This window comes from Corallococcus sp. AB045 (assembly GCF_003668895.1).
Classification (GTDB): domain Bacteria; phylum Myxococcota; class Myxococcia; order Myxococcales; family Myxococcaceae; genus Corallococcus; species Corallococcus coralloides.
On record NZ_RAWN01000189.1, the window covers coordinates 1 to 17,830 of the forward strand.

At 67.3% G+C, this 17,830-nt stretch carries 12 protein-coding genes, 1 tRNA gene and 1 pseudogene; 3 read left to right on the forward strand and 11 right to left on the reverse strand.

What is annotated here, in order from left to right; translation table 11 throughout:
* Positions 1-284 precede the first annotated feature (284 nt).
* A complete protein-coding gene (locus tag D7Y21_RS32615; protein ID WP_120563918.1) occupies positions 285-677 on the forward strand; it encodes a RidA family protein in 393 nt (130 codons plus the stop codon).
* A gap of 28 nt (positions 678-705) precedes the next feature.
* Here the strand turns inward: D7Y21_RS32615 and D7Y21_RS32620 are convergent, their stop codons facing one another.
* From D7Y21_RS32620 to D7Y21_RS32640, 5 genes are all read right to left on the reverse strand, one after another.
* The gene (locus tag D7Y21_RS32620; protein WP_121717755.1) at positions 706-3,576 is read right to left on the reverse strand and encodes a kelch repeat-containing protein; all 2,871 of its coding nucleotides are present in this window, start codon (positions 3,574-3,576) and stop codon (positions 706-708) included.
* 90 nt (positions 3,577-3,666) lie between these two features.
* Entirely contained in the window at positions 3,667-4,881 is a 1,215-nt protein-coding gene (locus tag D7Y21_RS32625; protein ID WP_121717756.1) for a methyltransferase, read from the reverse strand.
* 152 nt (positions 4,882-5,033) lie between these two features.
* Complete coding sequence (locus D7Y21_RS32630) at positions 5,034-5,645, reverse strand: hypothetical protein (protein ID WP_121717757.1); 612 nt, start codon at positions 5,643-5,645, stop codon at positions 5,034-5,036.
* Between the two features lie 6 nt (positions 5,646-5,651).
* On the reverse strand, positions 5,652-9,731 hold the full coding sequence (locus tag D7Y21_RS32635) for a DUF3857 domain-containing protein (RefSeq protein ID WP_121717758.1): 4,080 nt from the start codon (positions 9,729-9,731) through the stop codon (positions 5,652-5,654).
* 422 nt (positions 9,732-10,153) lie between these two features.
* Positions 10,154-11,155: a VCBS repeat-containing protein gene (locus D7Y21_RS32640; RefSeq protein WP_121717759.1), complete on the reverse strand. Its 1,002-nt coding sequence runs from the start codon at positions 11,153-11,155 to the stop codon at positions 10,154-10,156.
* Between the two features lie 373 nt (positions 11,156-11,528).
* On the opposite strand from D7Y21_RS32640, the gene D7Y21_RS42410 reads away from it, so the two are divergent.
* Entirely contained in the window at positions 11,529-11,738 is a 210-nt protein-coding gene (locus tag D7Y21_RS42410) for a hypothetical protein (RefSeq protein ID WP_199735536.1), read from the forward strand.
* Positions 11,739-11,936: 198 nt separating this feature from the next.
* Positions 11,937-13,109 (forward strand): hypothetical protein, encoded by a 1,173-nt coding sequence (locus D7Y21_RS32650; protein ID WP_121717760.1) that lies wholly within the window; start codon positions 11,937-11,939, stop codon positions 13,107-13,109.
* A 44-nt stretch (positions 13,110-13,153) separates the two neighbouring features.
* Here the strand turns inward: D7Y21_RS32650 and D7Y21_RS32655 are convergent, their stop codons facing one another.
* The 6 genes and pseudogenes from D7Y21_RS32655 to D7Y21_RS32680 form a co-directional block, all read right to left on the reverse strand.
* Positions 13,154-14,140, reverse strand: coding sequence for a M12 family metallopeptidase (locus tag D7Y21_RS32655; RefSeq protein WP_121717761.1), 987 nt, complete (start codon positions 14,138-14,140; stop codon positions 13,154-13,156).
* A gap of 54 nt (positions 14,141-14,194) precedes the next feature.
* Positions 14,195-14,398, reverse strand: a complete 204-nt coding sequence (locus D7Y21_RS32660) for a hypothetical protein (RefSeq protein WP_120563926.1) — start codon at positions 14,396-14,398, stop codon at positions 14,195-14,197.
* A gap of 156 nt (positions 14,399-14,554) precedes the next feature.
* Positions 14,555-14,627 (reverse strand) — tRNA-Ile (locus tag D7Y21_RS32665).
* Between the two features lie 29 nt (positions 14,628-14,656).
* Entirely contained in the window at positions 14,657-14,992 is a 336-nt protein-coding gene (locus D7Y21_RS32670; RefSeq protein ID WP_121717762.1) for an MGMT family protein, read from the reverse strand.
* Between the two features lie 95 nt (positions 14,993-15,087).
* A complete protein-coding gene (gene rpoD, locus D7Y21_RS32675; protein WP_120563928.1) occupies positions 15,088-17,208 on the reverse strand; it encodes an RNA polymerase sigma factor RpoD in 2,121 nt (706 codons plus the stop codon).
* Between the two features lie 90 nt (positions 17,209-17,298).
* Positions 17,299-17,830: pseudogene (locus D7Y21_RS32680) on the reverse strand (DNA primase); the annotation flags it as partial.

The following is a 17,830-nucleotide window of genomic DNA, read 5'->3' on the forward strand; positions in this document are numbered from 1 at the left end:
CCGGCCGTGGCGGGTGCTGGCTCCTCGGGATCGGGCAACGCCGGTCTGGTCATCCTGACCTACAGCGCTCTCACCTGCATGGAGTGAGCTCCCTGGCGTCTGGGTTTCCACCGTGCGCTACCACGAGCGCACGGTGGTCCCGGGCGTGCCCCGGTTCCGTAGCTCAGGTTGAACGAGCCGCTGAAGAAGCTGCTCACTCTGGGGAACACCTCTTAAGCTTGTCCCAGGCACGGCGAAAAGCCGTGCACGAAGCAGGGGCGCCAGGCCCATCCAAGGAGAAGCCCATGACGTCAGCGAAGCATCAGCCCATCGTCGCGCCAGGACTGCCCAAGCCCGCGGGCCCGTACTCACCCGGCATGCAGCTGGACCGGCTGCTCTTCATCTCCGGACAGGCGGCCAGGGACCCCGCGACCGGCGTGCAGGCCGAGGGAATCGAAGCACAGACAGAGCAGGTGCTGCGCAACCTGGAGCGCATCCTCGTGGCCGGTGGCTCCAGCCTCCAGCACGTCCTGCGCTGCGGCGTCTTCCTGGTGGACATGCAGGAGTTCGCGCGAATGAACGCCGTCTACGAGCGCGTCTTCGCCGGTCACCGGCCCGCGCGGACCACCGTGCAGGTGTCCGCGCTTCCGGACACCGGCCTGCGCGTGGAGATTGATTGCATCGCCTACGTGCCTTGATTCACCAGACACGAGGCGACCCGCGCCTTCACGGTCCGCGCGCGTAGCGCAGGCCCTGTCCGTAATAGGCGATGTGGGCCCTTCCGGAGGCATCCAGCGTCAGCGCGGAGTTCGAGCCACCGACCCCACTCGCGTCCACGGTGGTGAACTCCCAGGCGGTGCCGCTCCAGCGCGCGTACTTCAGGTTCTTGCGGGTGAGGTCCTCGTAGCTGATGTGCGGGCGGCCCTGCGCATCGAGTGCCAGCGCCGGGGTGCCGCCCACGTCATCGGCGGTGTCCACCTGTTCGAGGCTCCACGCGCTGCCCGTCCACAGCGCGTACTTGAGGTCCTTGTTCGTCGCATCGCGGTAGGCGATGTGCGGGTATCCCTGCGCGTCGAGCGCCAGGGAAGCGTCGCGACCCACGTCCGCGCTCGCGTCCACCGTCTCCAGCGTCCAGCCCGTGGCGCCCTTCACCGCGTGGATGAGGGCCTTCTTGTTCATGTCGTAGTAGGCGAGGTGCGGCAGGCCGTCGCGGTCCACCGCCACCGAAGGCGCGCCGCCGTAGGAGCCCGGCGCGTCCACGCGGTCCCGCCTCCACTCCCCGGCGCCGTCGCGCGCGTAGCAGAGCAGCTCCGCGGTGTGGAAGTAGTTGACCAGGTCGATGGTGCACACCAGCGGCTCGTCCGTGGGGCCCAGGCCCATCGCCAGCTGGCTCGCGTTCACCTCCGGGTAGGTGGGCGCGGTCACCTCGTCCCGCCAGCGCCCCGCGTCCCAGGACAGGAGGATGGGCACCTCGTCGCTGGAGGAATAGATATACACACGCATCGTGGCGGCGGCGCGCAGCTGCCCCGTGCTCGTGCGCGCCAGGGCCACGTTGCTGGAGAGGACGCCACCCTGGATGGGCGCGGCGCTCCAGCCCTGGGAGTGCCGTCGCGCGAGGAAGACTTCGTAGGTGGAGCCACTGCCCCCACCCACGTCGTACCAGATATAGGCCACCGCCGGCTCGCCGTTCGCCTCGATGACGATGCCCGGCCGCCCGCCGCCCGCCGTGCCCAGCGTCTCCACCTGCCAGCCCGCGCCGCCCGGGGAGCCGCAGCGGTACGGGATGCCCGCTCCGCCGCAGGACGTGGACTGGGAGCACTGACCGCACGACACCTGCCGCGTCGTGCCACAGGCGTCCTGCACGCTGAGGGTGCCGCAGCCGGCCTCCTGCTTCGCGCAGAGGGCATCGTCGGACTCGGGCACGCAGCCGTGGGCCGGGCAGAAGCCGGCGGGCTGGACCACCTCGGTGGAGGCGAGGGCGGCGCCGGTGGGGCTCACGCCGCTCGTCACGAGGACGCGCCCGTCCGCCAGTTGGGTGGCCACGTGAGAACTGCGCGCGGTGGACAGCGGCGCGGTGAGCGTCCACGTCTCCGTCTCCACGTCATACAGCTCCACCCAGGGGATGACCTTGCCGTCCGCGCCCACGCCGCCCGCCACCAGCACGCGGCCATCCGCGAGCACGGTCGCGGTGTGTCCGCTGCGCGCGACGTTGAGGAAGCCCGTGTCGCGCCAGAGGCCCGTGGCCGGGTCGTACAGCTCCACGCTGGTGGTGCGCACCGCCGTGCCCGTGAAGAAGCCGCGCACGGAGGTGCCACCGATGAGGAGGACGCGGCCGTCCCGCAGCCGCGCGAGTGCCGCCGCCGAGTGGGGACGGCGCGGCGCTCCGGTGTAGCTCCAGGTGTTGGTGACCGGGTCGTACAGCTCCGCGCTGCGAGCGGCCTGTCCATGGACGTCATCGGCGATGCCCGAAGTCACCATCACCCGCCCGTCCGCGAGCTGGACCCCCGCGGCCCGGTAGCGGCCCTCGCGCGAGGTGCTGTAGTTCCACTTCGCGGCGACGTCGTCGTAGGTGTAGCTCAGCAGGACGTGGTTGCCGCCCTCGGTGATGCCACTGGCCACCAGGGCCTGCCCGTTGGCCAGTGGGAGGACGAGCGGCTGCAGGCGCGTCGTGATGCCACTGCCGGGTGTCCAGGTGGCCGTGGCGGGGTCGAAGCGCGCGTAGGCATTGTCCGCGTAGCCGGTGACGAGCACCTTCCCCGTGCCGAGCTGTGCCGCGCCCGGGAAGGAGTAGAAGCCGTTGCTCGCGCCCCCGGGCGTCGTCCCGCCGTCGGGGATGGAGCCCTGGGACGTCCAGGTGTCCGTGCCCGGGTCGAAGGCCTCCGCCGTGCGCGTGCTCCCACTGCCCGTCAGCCCACCCACGAGGAAGAGGCGCCCATCCGAGAGCAGGGCTGACGCCGGATGCGCGCGGGCGACCCGGAGCGAAGCGCCCGCGCTCCAGCTGCCGCAGCCCAGCTCGGGGCCGCAGACGCCCGCCAGTCCACCGCCGCCGCAGCTCTGGGGGTCGTCGCACGTTCCGCACGAGCCGCCGCAACCATCGTCGCCGCACTCCCGGCCGTCGCACTGGGGAGGGCAGGGCTGGCAGGCGCCGCTGGCGCAGCCGTACTGGCACGGCTCATAGAAGGCGGAGTACAGGCAGCCGCCGTCGCTACCGCAATAGCCGGGCAGGAACCAGGTCACGAGGGTCTTCGCGTCGTAGCAACTGGGGGGCGGCGGGGACTCGCAGCGGACGCACCCCGCGTCACTCCCCCCATCCCTGCCTCCGTCGGTGCCCGCGTCCTGCGCGCCGCCATCGCTGCCCGCGTCCTGCGCGCCGGCGTCAACGCCCGCATCCTGTGAGCCGGCGTCAACGCCCGCGTCCGGGATGCCTCCATCGGCGCCGGCATCCGGCAGGCCGCCGTCGGTGCCCGCGTCGTTGCCTCCATCCGGCGGGGGAACGGACGTCCCCGAGTCCGAGCCGGGAGGAACGTCCTCAGGGAGGTCGCTTCCGGAGCATGCGGCAAGGACAAGACAGACAGACAACAACCACCAGCGGAACATGAGCAGGAAACCTTTCGACAGGGCACTGCGGACGGGGTCTCGTTTGTAGCCGAGGCGACTTCCGTTCACCAAGCCCCCCTCGGCCGGCGCTCAATCGCTCCGCGACGCGATGAGCGCGAGGTTGCGCGGGGACAGTCGCGGATCGAAGAGCTGGAGGAGCTCGACCTGGAAGCCCAGCTCCTCCAGGAGGATGGCGCGATCGAGCAGGAGCACGACCTCCAACGCCCGCGCGAAGCGGTCCCTCAGCAGATGGCAGAGCAGGAGCTCCCGCGTCTCGGCGCGAACGGACACCTCGAAGGCCTCCAGCTCGGCGTCCGTCATGCCGGGTTCAAGGACCAGGCGCTCCAGGCGGTCGCGCGCGTAGACAGCGAAGGGGCCGTCATAGAGCGTCCGGGGCGCGTCTCCTGCCCGCACGAAGCCGCGCTCGGGAAAGCGCTGTCTCGACAGAAGGTCGAACGCGAAGCGCCACGCGTACACCTGCTTCATCCGCGCGAACTCCACCTCGGTCTTGTGATGCCGTCCCCGCGTCGTCAGCGCCAGGGCATGCGGGGTGAAGGGCAGGGGATGCGCGCCTCCGAAGCGGGAGACGGGGAAGTCTCGCGGGGCCTCCAGCTTGTCGTAGCAGCAGCCGACGTTCAGGACGAAGCCCGCCCCCTCGCTCTTGCGGATCTGCGTGAGGGCGAGCGGCCCGCAGGTGTGCAGACCGATAGAGGCCCGGTCCCGGCCGGAGAAGAGCGGATCGATTCGGGGTTGGTCCCCGTCCTCGACGGAGGCCTGGATGAAATGCAGGGTGTCGCCACCCAGGGGGCGGGTCTTCGTCAGCCACCGCCGGCCCTTGTCCTGCAACGCGGCGTCCCGGTCGATGCTGTGGAAGGTCCACCCGAACGTCCGCGCACAGAGGCGGGCGAGGTGCCCCATGCCGCCGCCGATATCGACCGCCTGGTGGATGAAGCGCGTTCTGGGCGCGAGCAGGGCGAGCACCCGCTCGAGCTCATGGGTCTTCTTGGCGCTGAGTCCCTGCGTCTGCGCGACCGTCAGCGGGTGAATGCCCTCGTGCCAGGGCAGCGCCGTCAGTTCCTGGAGCGAGCCCAGGAGCGCGGACAGGGACGCGGGCGGTGCGCCCACGAGCACCCCCTGGTCCAGCTGGCGCTCGCCCGCTTCATCGAGCGACCGGGCATAGCTCAGCCAGTCCTCGGGAAAAGCGGAGCCGGAGCCGGGCCAACCCTGGAGGATAGAGCGGGACCAGAGAGGAGCCCAGGGGCGGAGCTGGTGCGTGAGCGCCTCGAGTCGCGCCTGGAAGTCCATGGCGGCGCATCCTATGCGCCGCCGCTCCGCCGGTTGGTGATTCAGTGCTCATCCAAGCTGAGGTGGGGGACTCGCCCATCACGGCACGGCCTCCGTCAGGTCCGCCAAGCCATCAGCGCCACCAGCGCGATGTGCGGACGCGGCTCCATCCCTCAACCGCCACGGAGGAGTGGACGCAGCTTCTGGAGGACGGTGTCCAGAACGTCCTCTGAGTCCACCAGGAACAGCTGCGCCTCCGCTGGATCCTCGGGCTCGAACCTGAACCTGCAGCCCTCGACTGCTGGCATCCCAATCGAGTGATAGAAGCGCATCACGGACCGCACGCTCGGGGCTGTAAATACAAGCAGGCGGTTGCTCTTGCAGTATTCAAATATGTGCAAGACCAGCAATGGGAACGCGTCGCTGCCCCTGATTTCGGGTCGCAGGGCGGCCCGGCTCGCTTCGAACAGATTGGGAATGTCAAGGAAGCCCAGGTCCCGATCCGGTTGGTAGCCATGGACCTCGAATCGACCCTGAAACCTTCCGCAGATGCGGCCTCCCCCCACCAATACGTCCTGCCTGAAGACTCCGAAGCAGGTGGCGAAGTCATCCCGGTCATCCAGCAACTTGCGGTCGGAGATCCGGATTCCGGAGGGATTGGCTGGATTGAACTTCCAACCGGCTTCTTCGATGTAGACCTCGAAAAGCAGCCTCCGGTAGGCGTCGAACTCTTCTCCGCGGGTAAGGGTGCGTACTTCAAAGGAGTCTTTCCTGTCTGCCTGCACGGCGGACTACTCCTGGACGGCCGCGGACGCGGGCCCCCGCAGCGATACGCGTTGCTCCAGGGCCCCCAGCGCGGCCTGCATGGCGTCCTTGTACGCCGGGTACCTGGAGGCTTCGTAGCGTCCCTTCGCCCGTTGGATGCGGAAGTCTCGCGTGAGCACGCCATCGGCCAGTCGGGACGCCAGCTTCCACTCCGCGTAGTCCGTGGTGCCGGAGCGCTCCGCCAGGTCCTGCTCCGGGATGTCCTGACCCGAGGGCACCTCGAAATGGGTCACGCTCTCGATGACGAGGGGCGTCCTCGTTTCCAGCGGAGAGTCGCGTCGCTCCGTCTCCCGGAGGCTGAGGAAGTTGTGCTCCCAGGGCGAGGGCAGCTGCCCCACGATGCCGCCGCCCGCGGACGCGAACCGGCCGCGCACGACGTATTCGATTTTCAAGGTCAGCGGGCGCTCGGGCTCCTCCAGGTCGGGGGCCTCCAGGGTGGTGACGCTCACGCCTGCCCGGGAGCCTCCCATCATGGTGGCCATCAGCTCCGCGCGCTCGGAGGGCTCTTCGCTGGAGAGGTAGTAGCGCAGGGCGGAGGCATGGCTTCCCGTCAGCGTCACCTGCTCCTTCACGTTCAGCGTCGTGCCCTGGAGGCGGACGTGCCGTTCGGCGCGCACGTGGCTCTGGGAGGACTCGGGGATGCGCACCAGCCGGGATTTCGTGGCATCCAACACCAACGCCTCCCGGCCGCCCAATGCCACCTCCCCGCTGCTCATGGGCGCGGCGGATTTGTTCGTCACATCCACGAAGGTGCCCCCGCCCACCGTCGGCAGGTAGACGACCATGTGGTCGAACTGATCCATCGAGGGCGTGTCCGAGACGATGGGACCCTGTGTCCGCACGAGCGCCAGTTGCGAGGGAATCCCTGCGGCACCCAGCAGCTGGTGCAGCAGGAGGGAGTGGTCCTTGCAGTCGCCGGTGCGGTTCTTGAGGATTTCGTCCACCGCATGCGGAATGCGGGCCCGTGCGCCAAAGAGGATGCCTCGGTAGGTCAGGCTCTTCTGGACCCACCGGGCCAGCGCGGCGGCACGCGTCGCCTGCTCTTTGGCCGTGCCCGCCTCCTTGGCGGCCAGTGACTTCACGGTGGGCGCGGGCGCGAGCTGCGCGGCAATGGACTTCAGGTAGTCGCTTCCCTCGGCCTCCCACGTCGTGCCGACGGGAGCCAGCCACGCCATGGGCAGGTACTCCTGGTAGTCGGGCTGCATGCCCTCCTCGCGGTAGATGGCGGGCTGCTCGACGATGAAGGTCAAGGCATCGGGCGCTTGGAGGGGCTTGATGCCGGGTGAGGCTCGCCACTGCATCGCGTCCACGTCGCCGCGGACGTAGAGCACGGAGCGTGACGCGGGGATGCTCGCGAAGAAGTCATGTTCGAAGAAGCGCATGGACTTCGGCGGCGTGATGTCGCGCCGGGTGACCACCACCTCCACGGTGTGCCCGGGCTTCAGCCCTGGCACGGGCACCACCAGGGTGCGGCGCTGGGTGCCCTGCTGCGCGGAGGCCCGGTCGGAGACGTAGCAGTCCTCCACCTTGCCCCTGGCCACCACGCGGCCCTGCTCATCCCGGACCTCCACCCGGTTGACGAAGATCTCCTCGGACAGCGGGTTGAGCTCGAACTCGAAGGTGTTGTAGCGCTCCACGCCCGCCGCGTTGTGCACCGTGACCCGGCGCAGGTCGGTGGTGCGCAATTCCTTTCCCTTCACGAAGGAGATGGCGGTGGCCAGCAGGGGGTACTGGCCATTGTGGCCCTTCGCCTCGGCGGGCTTGTCCTTCCGGGCAAGCAGGTCAGGCGGCAGCGCGACCTCCTCGATGGGCGTCTTGAGCACCGAGTTCGTCCCCTGGCCCAGCATGCCGGACACATGCTCGAGGAACTGGCGCGTGTCCGCGGAGGCGGGCTCCAGTTCGAGCGCCTTCTCCAGGGAGGACTTGGCGTCCGCATAGCGCTTGAGCGCGTACTCCACGCGGGCCCGGGCCTGGTAGCCCGAGGGGGACTGCGCTGATTTGCTCACCATCTCCTCGGCGACTTCGAGGGCGAGCTTCGGCTTCTTGGCCTCCAGCCACGTGTTCGCCAGCGCTTCGGACAACTCCAGGGCGTAGCCCTCGCGCTTCTGCCGCTGACGCAGGAGGGCGGCGGCCTGTTCGGGGGCGCCCTTGCGCCGCAGGAGGCCCGCATGCATGAGCGTGGCGTCCGTCGAGTCGGCGCGCTTCCGGTACCGCTGGATGACCTGGAGCGCCTGCGCGACGCGGCCCTTCTCCTCGAGCAGCGTGAGGTACCGGTTCAGGTGGCTCTCGTTGGTGAGGCGGGAGGGGAAGATGGATGCGTAGGCCTGGAATCCTTCGGCCTCACGGCCGCTGCGCACGAGCAGGTAGGCCCGCCAGGACTCCAGCCTTGGCTCCCCCCGGAACCGCTTCGCGTGGGCATTGATGAGCGCGAGCCCCTCCGCGTACTGCTCGGAGCTGGCGTACCCGGCCGCGGCGTTGATGAGCAGCATGGGCACACCGGGTTCCAGCTCGAAGGCGCGCTTGAACCAGGCAGCGGCCGCGGCGAAGTCCTCCCGGTCGCTGTAGTAGCGCGCGACCTGGTCGAAGACCCTCGCGTGGGTGGTCGCGGCGGCCTTGCCCACCGCCGCGGAGCGGGGCGCCGTCGAGGGGGCGCTGAGCTTGACGGCATCCAGCGCCGAGCGGACCCGGGTGCCGAGCGTGGGCTGGTTCTTGGTCCACCATCCGGCGAGCAGGTACGCCATGTCCCCGTCGCGGAACACGCGCAGCTCGTACTCGTCGACCCCTCCCTCTTCACTCTTGGATTCGTAGGAGAAGGCCTGTCCAGAGAGCTTGCCCGTGGTGACCTCGCGGGCATTGCGGACCGCGCCTTCGCGCGAGTCGATCTCAAGGACGCTCAACAGGCCGTGGGCCAGGGCGTCCGGAGAGGGCTCTTCTCCGAAGAGCCAGAGGGGCACGACCACCATGCTGGCGTTGTCACCGGTCGCGCCGAAGTCCGCTTCGGGGAACTCCGTCGCGAGGTTGGTGGGCCGTGTCCACAGTCGCCCGTCCAGTTCGACGGAGTATCCATACTCCGTGGACTGTGCCGTCAGGGGACGCGCGGCCGCGGTGGAGGGGGCGGCCCTGCTCTGGGGATTGACCAGGGAGAAGCGCGAGAACAGGCGGTCCGCCTCCGCGAAGAGCGCCTCCTCCCCCTTCGGGCTTCCCCACGCCACGAGCTGATAGGCGTGCTCTCCGTGCGCGTAGACCCAGTGCACGTAGGTCAGCGGCATGTTCGCGTGCTGGGCGCGGGAGCGCAGTCGGATGCCCTTCATCCCACCGACGGCAAGGGGCTCGCGTGACAGCTTTTCGACCGTGCCCGCGGCGCTCGCGAGGTTGGCGCTCACGATGTCCGCGAGCAGCTCGGTGCCTTCCTCTTCGTCGGCGAGCTCTCCGTCCGCGAACTTCTCCGGGACGATCATGAAGTACATCTGGGCGTCGCCCCCCCGCGCCATGGCGAACTTCGCGAGCTTGTTGATCCGAGGGGCGTTCAGCGTCGTCCACGGCTTGCCTGGATGCTGGAAGGCGAAGTTCATCTCCTGGTCGCGGATGCCCTCCTCGGGCTTCTCCACCCGGAGATTCGCCGGGATTTCATTCCGGCGGGCCATGACCCTGGCGAAGCCAATGCCCATGCCGGTCAGCATGAGGGCCGAGATCGCGATGGCCCACCACGCGTGCGAGCGTCCCTTCAGGAGCCGTTCCTTGTCGGAGCGCAGCTCGATGAGGCCGGTGACGGCGAGGAACAGTCCCAGCAGCATGAGGACGAACGTGAACAGCCCCACCAGGATGGCCGCCGGGGGCGAGTCGAGCACCTTGAACTGCTGGACGAGGAGGATCACCAGCGCGGCGACATCCACCAGCATCAGCGAATAGACCGCCTTGCGGTTCGTGGCGGCATCCTGGAGTGCCTGCCAGCCTTTGAAGAGGCCGAAGAAAAGGAGAGCGATCCAGATGAGCGAGCCGGTGGACAGGTCAGAGGCCGTCGCCGCGGCGAAGAGCAGGGTGGTCATGTGAGGATGGACCGCAGCCTAGCAGGTGCGGCGTTCGACATCCCATCCCCCCTGGGGCTCACAGAGGGTGACGCGCGGATGTCAAAGCGCGTAATTCATTGTCTTTCGGAAAGACTCAACGCCGGGAAGAGGTCTGGCATTACCCATCCAGCCTGCCGACGCTGGCCGGTGACTCCTTCTTCGTCGCGTCGATCCTCAGGGTGAAGGAGCTGGACTTCGACCCATCGCTCAGACGGCGCCCACGGTGGACATGGCCTCGATGGCACGCTCACGTATGCGCAGTTCGGCACCAGGCTCTTCTACGTGTCCCAGTCGCATTCAGGGACGGTGCTGTTCTACGAACAGGCGCCTCCGAGTAGGCGCAGGGAAGTGCGAGGCCTGCCCCGTTCCGCGTGCAGGCCTCGCGCCCCATTAGAGTTCCATCAATACCAGGTGGTGGAGGCCAGGAACGTCGAGCCGTCGGAGCTGCGAACCCGGCCCCACTGGGTCACCACGGTAGGGCAAGACGGAGGGCAGACACCGCTCACGGCGTAATAGCGGTAGACGATGTCGGACTTGCCATCCCCCGTCACATCCGCGACCCAGGTCGACAGATTCCCGCCCAGGGATGAGGCCCAATACCCGCTTCCGAGAAACGCCGTGCCGCTCGACGCCCGGACCTGCACGCCATCCGTGTTCTCGACGATGACGTCGGCCTTTCCATCCCCCGTGACGTCCCTGAACCAGACGCCCTTGGTGCCGTTGAAGCCGACGGAGAGCCACGTCGAAGCCGTCCCGAAGGAGCTTCCCGTCGACGGACGGACGATGATGCTGTTCGTGTTATGGGCGATGGCGTCCGCGATGCCATCCCCTGTCACATCCTCGTAGTACATGTTCCGCTCTGCGACGAAGGAGGTGCTCGTCCAGGCCGTACGGGTATTGAAGCCCGTGCCGCTGGAGGTCGCGACAGAGATTCCACTGCCGCCATCGATGTTGGGGTTCAGGATGAAGTCTGCCTTTCCATCACCCGACACGTCCTTGAAGTCGAAGCGCGTCCAGCCACTCCAGCCGACCTCCGAGTACCACTCCTCCTCAGGGAGGAAGGAGGAGCCATTCGAGCGCCTGACAATGACGCGAATGGCTCCACCATCCAGGTACTCTCGAACGGAAATCGCGTCAGCGCGGCCATCCCCCGTCACATCCGCAAACCAGATTCCGTAGCCCGTAGGGAAGGCCGTGGAGCTCCACGTCGAGGACGACGAGAAGGTGGACCCATTGGAAAGTGCCACCCGGAGGGTGCCGGCCGACTCATACCAGATGAAATCGTCGCGCCCGTCCGCGTTCACGTCCGCCATTGTGTCGTTGCCCGGCCAGATGCCGTCTCGGGCTTCACTGGGGATGAAAGGGGCCAAGAACAGCGCGACAGCCATTGCCTTGTTGAACAAGTTCAATGCTCCTGTGGTGGTTGGGGATTCGCGCCGGCCTTTGAGCAGGCAGGGCCCTGGCCGACGCGTGTCTAGCTACTATTGCGTTCGCAACCACTCAAGACTGGCATTCGCAGGGTTCACAACAACTTCAAATCCTGAAGTGTTGGCTCTTCATTGGATTTTGGCCTTGCGCCGAGCCGGACCTTCGTGGTGGCCGTGCTCGTTTGCCGATGTGGGTGGGCCTGGCCCTCCTGGCCCCGCTCCTCGTCGGGCTGTAGGCCCCGTGCGCGCACAAACCTGACACAGGGGTGTCCAGAGCCGGGGCGATGTTCACGTCCAATCCCGACGGGCCCAACCGTCGGGCAGCTGGAGGCCCAACGCGAAACGTCCCGTGGAGGTGGTGCAGGCGTACTTCGATGCGTGGAGCGCGAAGGATGAGTCGATGCCGCGGGACACGCTCGCGCCCGACGTGAGCTTCGTCGGCGCGCTCGGCAAGGCGGAGGCCTGCGTGAAGGGGCTCGTGCCCGGCACGCTGGAGCGTGCCTTCGGCGGGGGGAATGGGGCTGGGCGGCGTGATGGCGGGGACTTCCTCGACGTGTGAGCCCTGGGGCGCTCAAGCGCTCCGCGGTGCGCCCGGGGCGGTGGAAATGACAGACGCTTCCCCGTGGACAGGGGACGTGACGGGCCTGCCCGCGCGTGGCTAAATGGAAGACGAGAAGCCGGTTCCTGTGCAGGAGGGGTCATGCCCAAGAAGGATTTGCAAAGGAAGTCCTCGTCCAGGCCCAAGAAGCGTCAGCGTATGGGGGTAAAGGACTCCGAAGAGGATGAGAACTCTGAAGAGGATGATGGCTCCGGGGAGGAGGATGATGACGACCGCCAGTTCGTGGGCATCTTCCGTGATCTGCCGGGCTACATCATTCAGGCCATCTATTCCTATCTGACCCTGCGCGATGTGTCCCGGCTGGGTGGAACGAGTCGGCGTCTGTTCCACGAGACGCGGCAGATCATGATCCACCGGCTCTACTGGAGCCGGCCACCCGCGCGAGCGCCCGTAGAGGAAGGGGTCATGGTCTCCAGGGACAGCCACATCCTCTTTGGGGGCTGGCGGTACCTGAAGAACATCGCCCTGCAGCGCTTCATGGACGCGGCGCTCGCGAGCGAGAACGTGAGTGGCCGATACGCGTTCGACTCCCCCCAGCAGGGCGGGACGAACAATCCCTTCACGACGACCAACGTCAACACGACGGTGGGGGTGGTGAAGATCAACGGGGTCTTCCTGGGACGCTTCCTGACGCGCGACTTCCACAACATGGAGGGGATCGAAAAGGAATACATCCACTCCTACAAGCAGACGCCCAAGCCTGCCTCCAAGGGGACAAAGGCAAAAGCCGTCGAGCACAACCACATGGAGGACCACTTCCTGGAGGCCATCCAGCCCCTGCTCGAGCAGGACGTCCTCAGTCCCATCCTCGAGCAGTTGCTCGCACGCTCCACGGATGGACGCACCCTCGTTGTGACCCTCAAGGGAACCAAGACGCCCTGCTCGAAGTGCGCAGCGAACCTGGCTGCGTTCGCCACGGCGTACAAGGACGACAAGGGCCCCTTCCGGATCCTGATGAGGTGCAAGGCCTTCGGGCTCTATGAGGGCGAGAAGTTCCAGGAACAGTTCAATGGGCTCAAGCTCATGGAGGCGGCTGGCGTGCCCATCATCCCCTGGGGCATCAGCGAGCGCATGAAAAAGACGTTCACCCGACAGGGTTTCGTCCATGAACTCGCCAACATGAACCCGGAGCAGAACGACGAGTTCATGGAGCATGTCGGCGCCCAGCAGGATCAGAAGATCCTCAAGTACTTCAACCTGGACAAGAACGACCCTCACGACGCCAAGTACGGGGAGCTGCGCAAGCTGCTGTTCAGCGGCTGGGAGCGCTATCACTCGTACTCCGGCCTCATCCGTCCGCGGGAGGACTGACGCGACCGCCCCAGGCCTGAGCCCGGGGCGGGGCTGCGTGGGCATTACCAGCCGTTGTTGAAGACAGAGCGCCGGAAGCTGTTGTCCGGGGCGCGGTAGACGACGTCGATGCGTCCGGCGCCCCAGCTCTTGGCTTCCGGCGCGGAGGTCAGCTCCCCGCCCAGCCACTTCCAGTCGGTCCAGGTGGCGCCGTTCCACGACTTCATCCAGAGGGCGTTGTCCCGGCCCCGGCCGAACACGTCCAGTTGGTACATGCCGCGCGAGGCCACGGCCGGGCTGGCGGTGAAGCCGCCGCCCAGCGACTCCCAGGTCGTCCACGCGGTTCCCACGCGGGCCCAGTGCATCATGCTGCCGTCCGCGCCAAGCACGAACAGGTCCACGCGGTCCGGGCCCCAGCTCACCGCCGCCGGGTCGGAGGTGATGATGCCCGCGTGCGGTGTCCAGCCGATCCACCCCGTGCCATCCCACTCCCGGTGGTACAGCTGGTTGTCCAGGCCCCGGCCGAACACGTCCAGCCGGTTCACGCCCCGGGACGCCACCGCGGGGGCGGAGGTGAAGCCGCCGCCCAGCGAATCCCAGGGAACGCCGTAGACAGACTGCACGCCCGACACGTCGTAGCGGCTCAAGACGCCGCCGTTGTTCCACGTCGGATTGCAGCCGTTCATCACCGAGTTCGCGTCCCAAGGCGTGACCAACCAGTCCCCGGAAGCTTCCTGCTCGGACTGGGTACAGGTGGACGGGCGGTCCGGCCGGTTCTGCTCGTGGGCGAAGCCCAGGGCATGGCCGAACTCATGCACCGCGATGGTTTCAATGCAGTACTGGGGGTTGGTGGCGCACCCCGGGCTCCAGTTGGCGAAGGTGAGGTTCAGCACCATGCCCTTCGCCATGCCGTTCAGGTCGGAGCCCAGCGCCTTCACGTGCGGAGGGTCGGCGGTGTCCGCGACGCTGATGCGGATGCCGCTGGAGTTGGGCGAGCACGCGCTCCAGCCCGTGAAGCGCACCCCCGAATCGAATTCCCACGTGTACTTCACCGCATTTCGCACCCACTGCCGCTGGGCGCCCTGGTTCAGGAGGGGATAATCCCATCAGACGGGGATGGTCATGGGGCGCCACAACTTCGCGGAGGACGCGTAGAGGTCCGACTCGCTGTGGTGCAGTTCCACCGGCTGAGCTGACTCGGGGGACGTGGACGATTCCCCGTCGCTGCCACAACCGGCCAGTGAAGCCATTCCAATGCCGAGCGCGGCGACCAGCGTCGCCCCATGGCGGTGCGTGTCTCCGGTGAACAAGGTGTTCCTTCGCGTCCGCCCTCCCGGCGCGGGGCCGCCATGGCCCACGCGTTCCCTGAAGCGCGGCGAGCGATACTTCTGCCAGGAGGGGCTGACACACTCCCGGTAAAACCCTATCGATTGGACGGAGGGGCGCTGCGAGGCATTGAGGAGAGGTGGGCCCTCCTGGATTCGAACCAGGGACCAATCGGTTATGAGCCGACAGCTCTAACCGCTGAGCTAAGGGCCCTCATGTCTCTGCCGCCAGACGCGCGCTGACTATAAGCTTTTGCCGTCCTTCTTCACCACCACGCGGAACACCTGCCCGCGTTCGTCCACGGTGACGCCCTCCGCGCGCAGGCGCTTCGCCTGCTCGTGCGCCACCGGGGGCGCCAGCGTCCCGTCCGAACGGATGACCCGCCACCAGGGCACCTGCGTGGCCTGCCCCGGCAGGTGCTTCAGCTCCCGCCCCACGCCCCGCGCCGCGCCCGGCCTGCCCGCGTAGATGGCCACCTGCGCGTAGGAGCGCACCTCGCCCCGGGGGATGGAGCGCACCTGCTTCATCACGCTGTCGGAGAAGGGCAGGGGCTTTGCGGCGGGCTTCTTCGCGGCCATGGCGCACCTCACACGGGGACGGAAACGACGAAGGCCCCCGTCCCACTCGAGGGAACGGAGGCCTTCTGGCCCAGCGGTCAGTCTACTCCGGCGGCTCAGCTCTCCACGAAGGAGCGCAGGCGCTTGGAGCGGCTGGGGTGGCGCAGCTTGCGCAGCGCCTTGGCTTCAATCTGGCGGATGCGCTCGCGCGTCACCTCGAAGTCCTGGCCCACCTCTTCCAGCGTGTGGTCGCTCTTCTCGCCAATGCCGAAGCGCATGCGCAGGACCTTCTCCTCGCGCGGCGTGAGCGTGGCCAGCACCTTCCGGGTCTGCTCGGCCAGGTTCATGTTGATGACCGCGTCCGCGGGCGACACCAGGCTCTTGTCCTCGATGAAGTCGCCCAGGTGGCTGTCCTCTTCCTCGCCAATGGGCGTCTCCAGGGAGATGGGCTCCTTGGCGATCTTCAGGACCTTGCGCACCTTGTCGAGCGGCAGCTCCATCTTCTCCGCGATCTCCTCCGGCGTCGGCTCGCGGCCAATCTCCTGCACGAGGTAGCGGCTCGTGCGGATGAGCTTGTTGATGGTCTCGATCATGTGCACCGGGATGCGGATGGTGCGGGCCTGGTCCGCGATGGCGCGGGTGATGGCCTGACGGATCCACCAGGTGGCGTACGTCGAGAACTTGTAGCCGCGCTTGTACTCGAACTTGTCCACCGCCTTCATCAGGCCGATGTTGCCCTCCTGGATGAGGTCCAGGAACTGCAGGCCGCGGTTCGTGTACTTCTTCGCGATGGAGACGACGAGGCGCAGGTTCGCCTCCACCAGCTCGCTCTTGGCGCGCTCGGCGCGCTTCTCGCCCAGGCGGATGGCGTCGTAGTTGCGGCGGAGCGCGTCCACGGGGAGGTTGGCTTCCTCCTCCACGCGCTTGATCTTCCGCACCGCCGTGCGCACGTCGCGGTCCAGGACCTCCAGCTGCTCAGGCGTGAAGTTGAGCTGCTTCTGGAGCTTCTTGGCGATGTTCGGGTTCTCGCGCGACTCCTTGAGCTGCGGGCGCAGGTCCTTCATCACCACGCCGTAGCGGCGCTCCAGGTCCCCGAGCTCCTCCTCCGCCTTCTCCACGCGCTCGATGAGGCCCTTGAGGTTCACGACGATGCGGTCCACCTGCTTCTTGTTCAGCCGCATCTCCTCCAGGACCTCCATCATCTTGGTCCGAAGGTCCTTCACCTCCTGCTTCAGCTCCTTCTTGCGCACCTCCGTGAGCTTCTTCTTCCCGGAGAGCTCCTCCTCCAGGACCTCGCAGTCCTTGGCGAACTTGCGGAAGCGCTCGATCTGCTTGGAGATCTGCTCGATCTTGTTGAGCTCGCTCTGCGCCAGCTGCGCGGGGGCCTCGCCCTCGGCTGCTTCCTCGGCGGGCTCTTCCGCGTTCTCCGACTGGGCCTCTTCGGGCGCGTCCTTGATGACGTCGCGCACGCGCAGCTTGCCCGTCTTCAGGCGGTTGCTGATGTCCAGGATGTCCGCCACGGCGACGCGGCAGGCGAGCAGCGCGCGCAGGACTTCCTTCTCACCCTCTTCGATGCGCTTGGCGATCTCCACCTCGCCCTCGCGGGTGAGGAGGCTGACGCTGCCCATCTTGCGCAGGTAGAGGCGGACGGGATCGTTGGACTTGCCGCCCGGCTCGTCGTCCTCGTCCTTCTCGTCCTCGTCCTGGTCTTCCTTCTCTTCCTCGACGGCGACGGTGGGCTTGATCTCGTTGGACTGCGCGGCCTTCTGCGCGTCCACGATCTCAATGTCGTTGTCGCCGAACATGCTCATCACGTCGTCGATCTGATCGGACGACACGATGTCGGCGGGGAGGGCGTCGTTCACCTCGTCATAGGTGAGGAAGCCCTTCTCGCGGCCCGCGGCCAGCAGGTCCTTGACTTCCTTGCGCTCGGCGACGGGATCCTCCTCCACATCGTCTTCCACGGCGTCCGGGTCCACCTGGACGGCGGCGGCGGCTTCCTCCGCGGCCTCCTCGGGGTCCACGTCGTCGGCCATGGCGGCGACGCCCTTCTTCTTCTTGATCTTCTCGGGCGCCTCGGCGGGGGCGTCCTTCGCCAGCAGCTCCTTCTCCTCGGGCTCCGCTGCCTTCGTGACCTTCGCCGCAGGGCTGTCCGGGGCCTTCTTCTTGCGGATCACCGGGTCCACCTTCTTCTTGGTGGGCTTCACGGATGCCTTGGGGGGCTTCTGCGTCGGCATTCGGGTACTTCTCCTTAAGAAAATCAGGTGCTTTGGCCTGGGCGAGCCGGCCGATCTACCGCAAAGTCGAGCTTTCTTACAAACGCGAACTCAAACCGGTTGCATTGGTCCCTTTGTTCCCGTTGCCGAGGAAGCAGGGGTCAGCTCATCCAGGACGCGCTTGCGGAGCGCCAGCAGCTCCTTGCGCTCTGACAGGAGCAACCGCGTCTCCTCTGTCAAATCAAAAGCCCCCTGCGTCTGTTCCGTCGCTCGCTTTATATAAACGAGCCGCTCGTCAATGCGCTTCTTCATGATGTCGCGGCACGCGAGGATGAACTCCGTTTCGAGCTCCATTCCCGCGGGAGAGAGCCGGCGGCCGGCCTCCAGGAGCGTCCGCTTGACGACCTCCGACGCCTCGAAGAGCGCCTCCTCCAGCCCCTGCCCGGACGTCGTCTGGGCCAACACCATCCGCAGTCCCATGTGGGACAGCTCATCACACACGCGGAAGGTGTCCCGGGCGAGCAGCCGGGAATCCCGAAGGATTGCGGCCACATAGAGCGCTTCCGACTCCGGCGGAGGGCGCTCCGCCTGGGGCTTGGGCACCGGGCGGGGCACGGCCTGGACGGGGACGGCGTTGGGGTAC

Excerpts from the sequence above, each read along its gene's own strand:
- D7Y21_RS32620 (WP_121717755.1), bottom strand. The coding sequence starts at position 3,576 with ATGTTCCGCTGGTGGTTGTTGTCTGTCTGTCTTGTCCTTGCCGCATGC.
- D7Y21_RS32650 (WP_121717760.1), top strand. The coding sequence starts at position 11,937 with ATGGGGGTAAAGGACTCCGAAGAGGATGAGAACTCTGAAGAGGATGAT.
- D7Y21_RS32670 (WP_121717762.1), bottom strand. The coding sequence starts at position 14,992 with ATGGCCGCGAAGAAGCCCGCCGCAAAGCCCCTGCCCTTCTCCGACAGC.
- rpoD (WP_120563928.1), bottom strand. The coding sequence starts at position 17,208 with ATGCCGACGCAGAAGCCCCCCAAGGCATCCGTGAAGCCCACCAAGAAG.
- D7Y21_RS32635 (WP_121717758.1), bottom strand. The coding sequence starts at position 9,731 with ATGACCACCCTGCTCTTCGCCGCGGCGACGGCCTCTGACCTGTCCACC.
- D7Y21_RS32625 (WP_121717756.1), bottom strand. The coding sequence starts at position 4,881 with ATGGACTTCCAGGCGCGACTCGAGGCGCTCACGCACCAGCTCCGCCCC.
- D7Y21_RS32615 (WP_120563918.1), top strand. The coding sequence starts at position 285 with ATGACGTCAGCGAAGCATCAGCCCATCGTCGCGCCAGGACTGCCCAAG.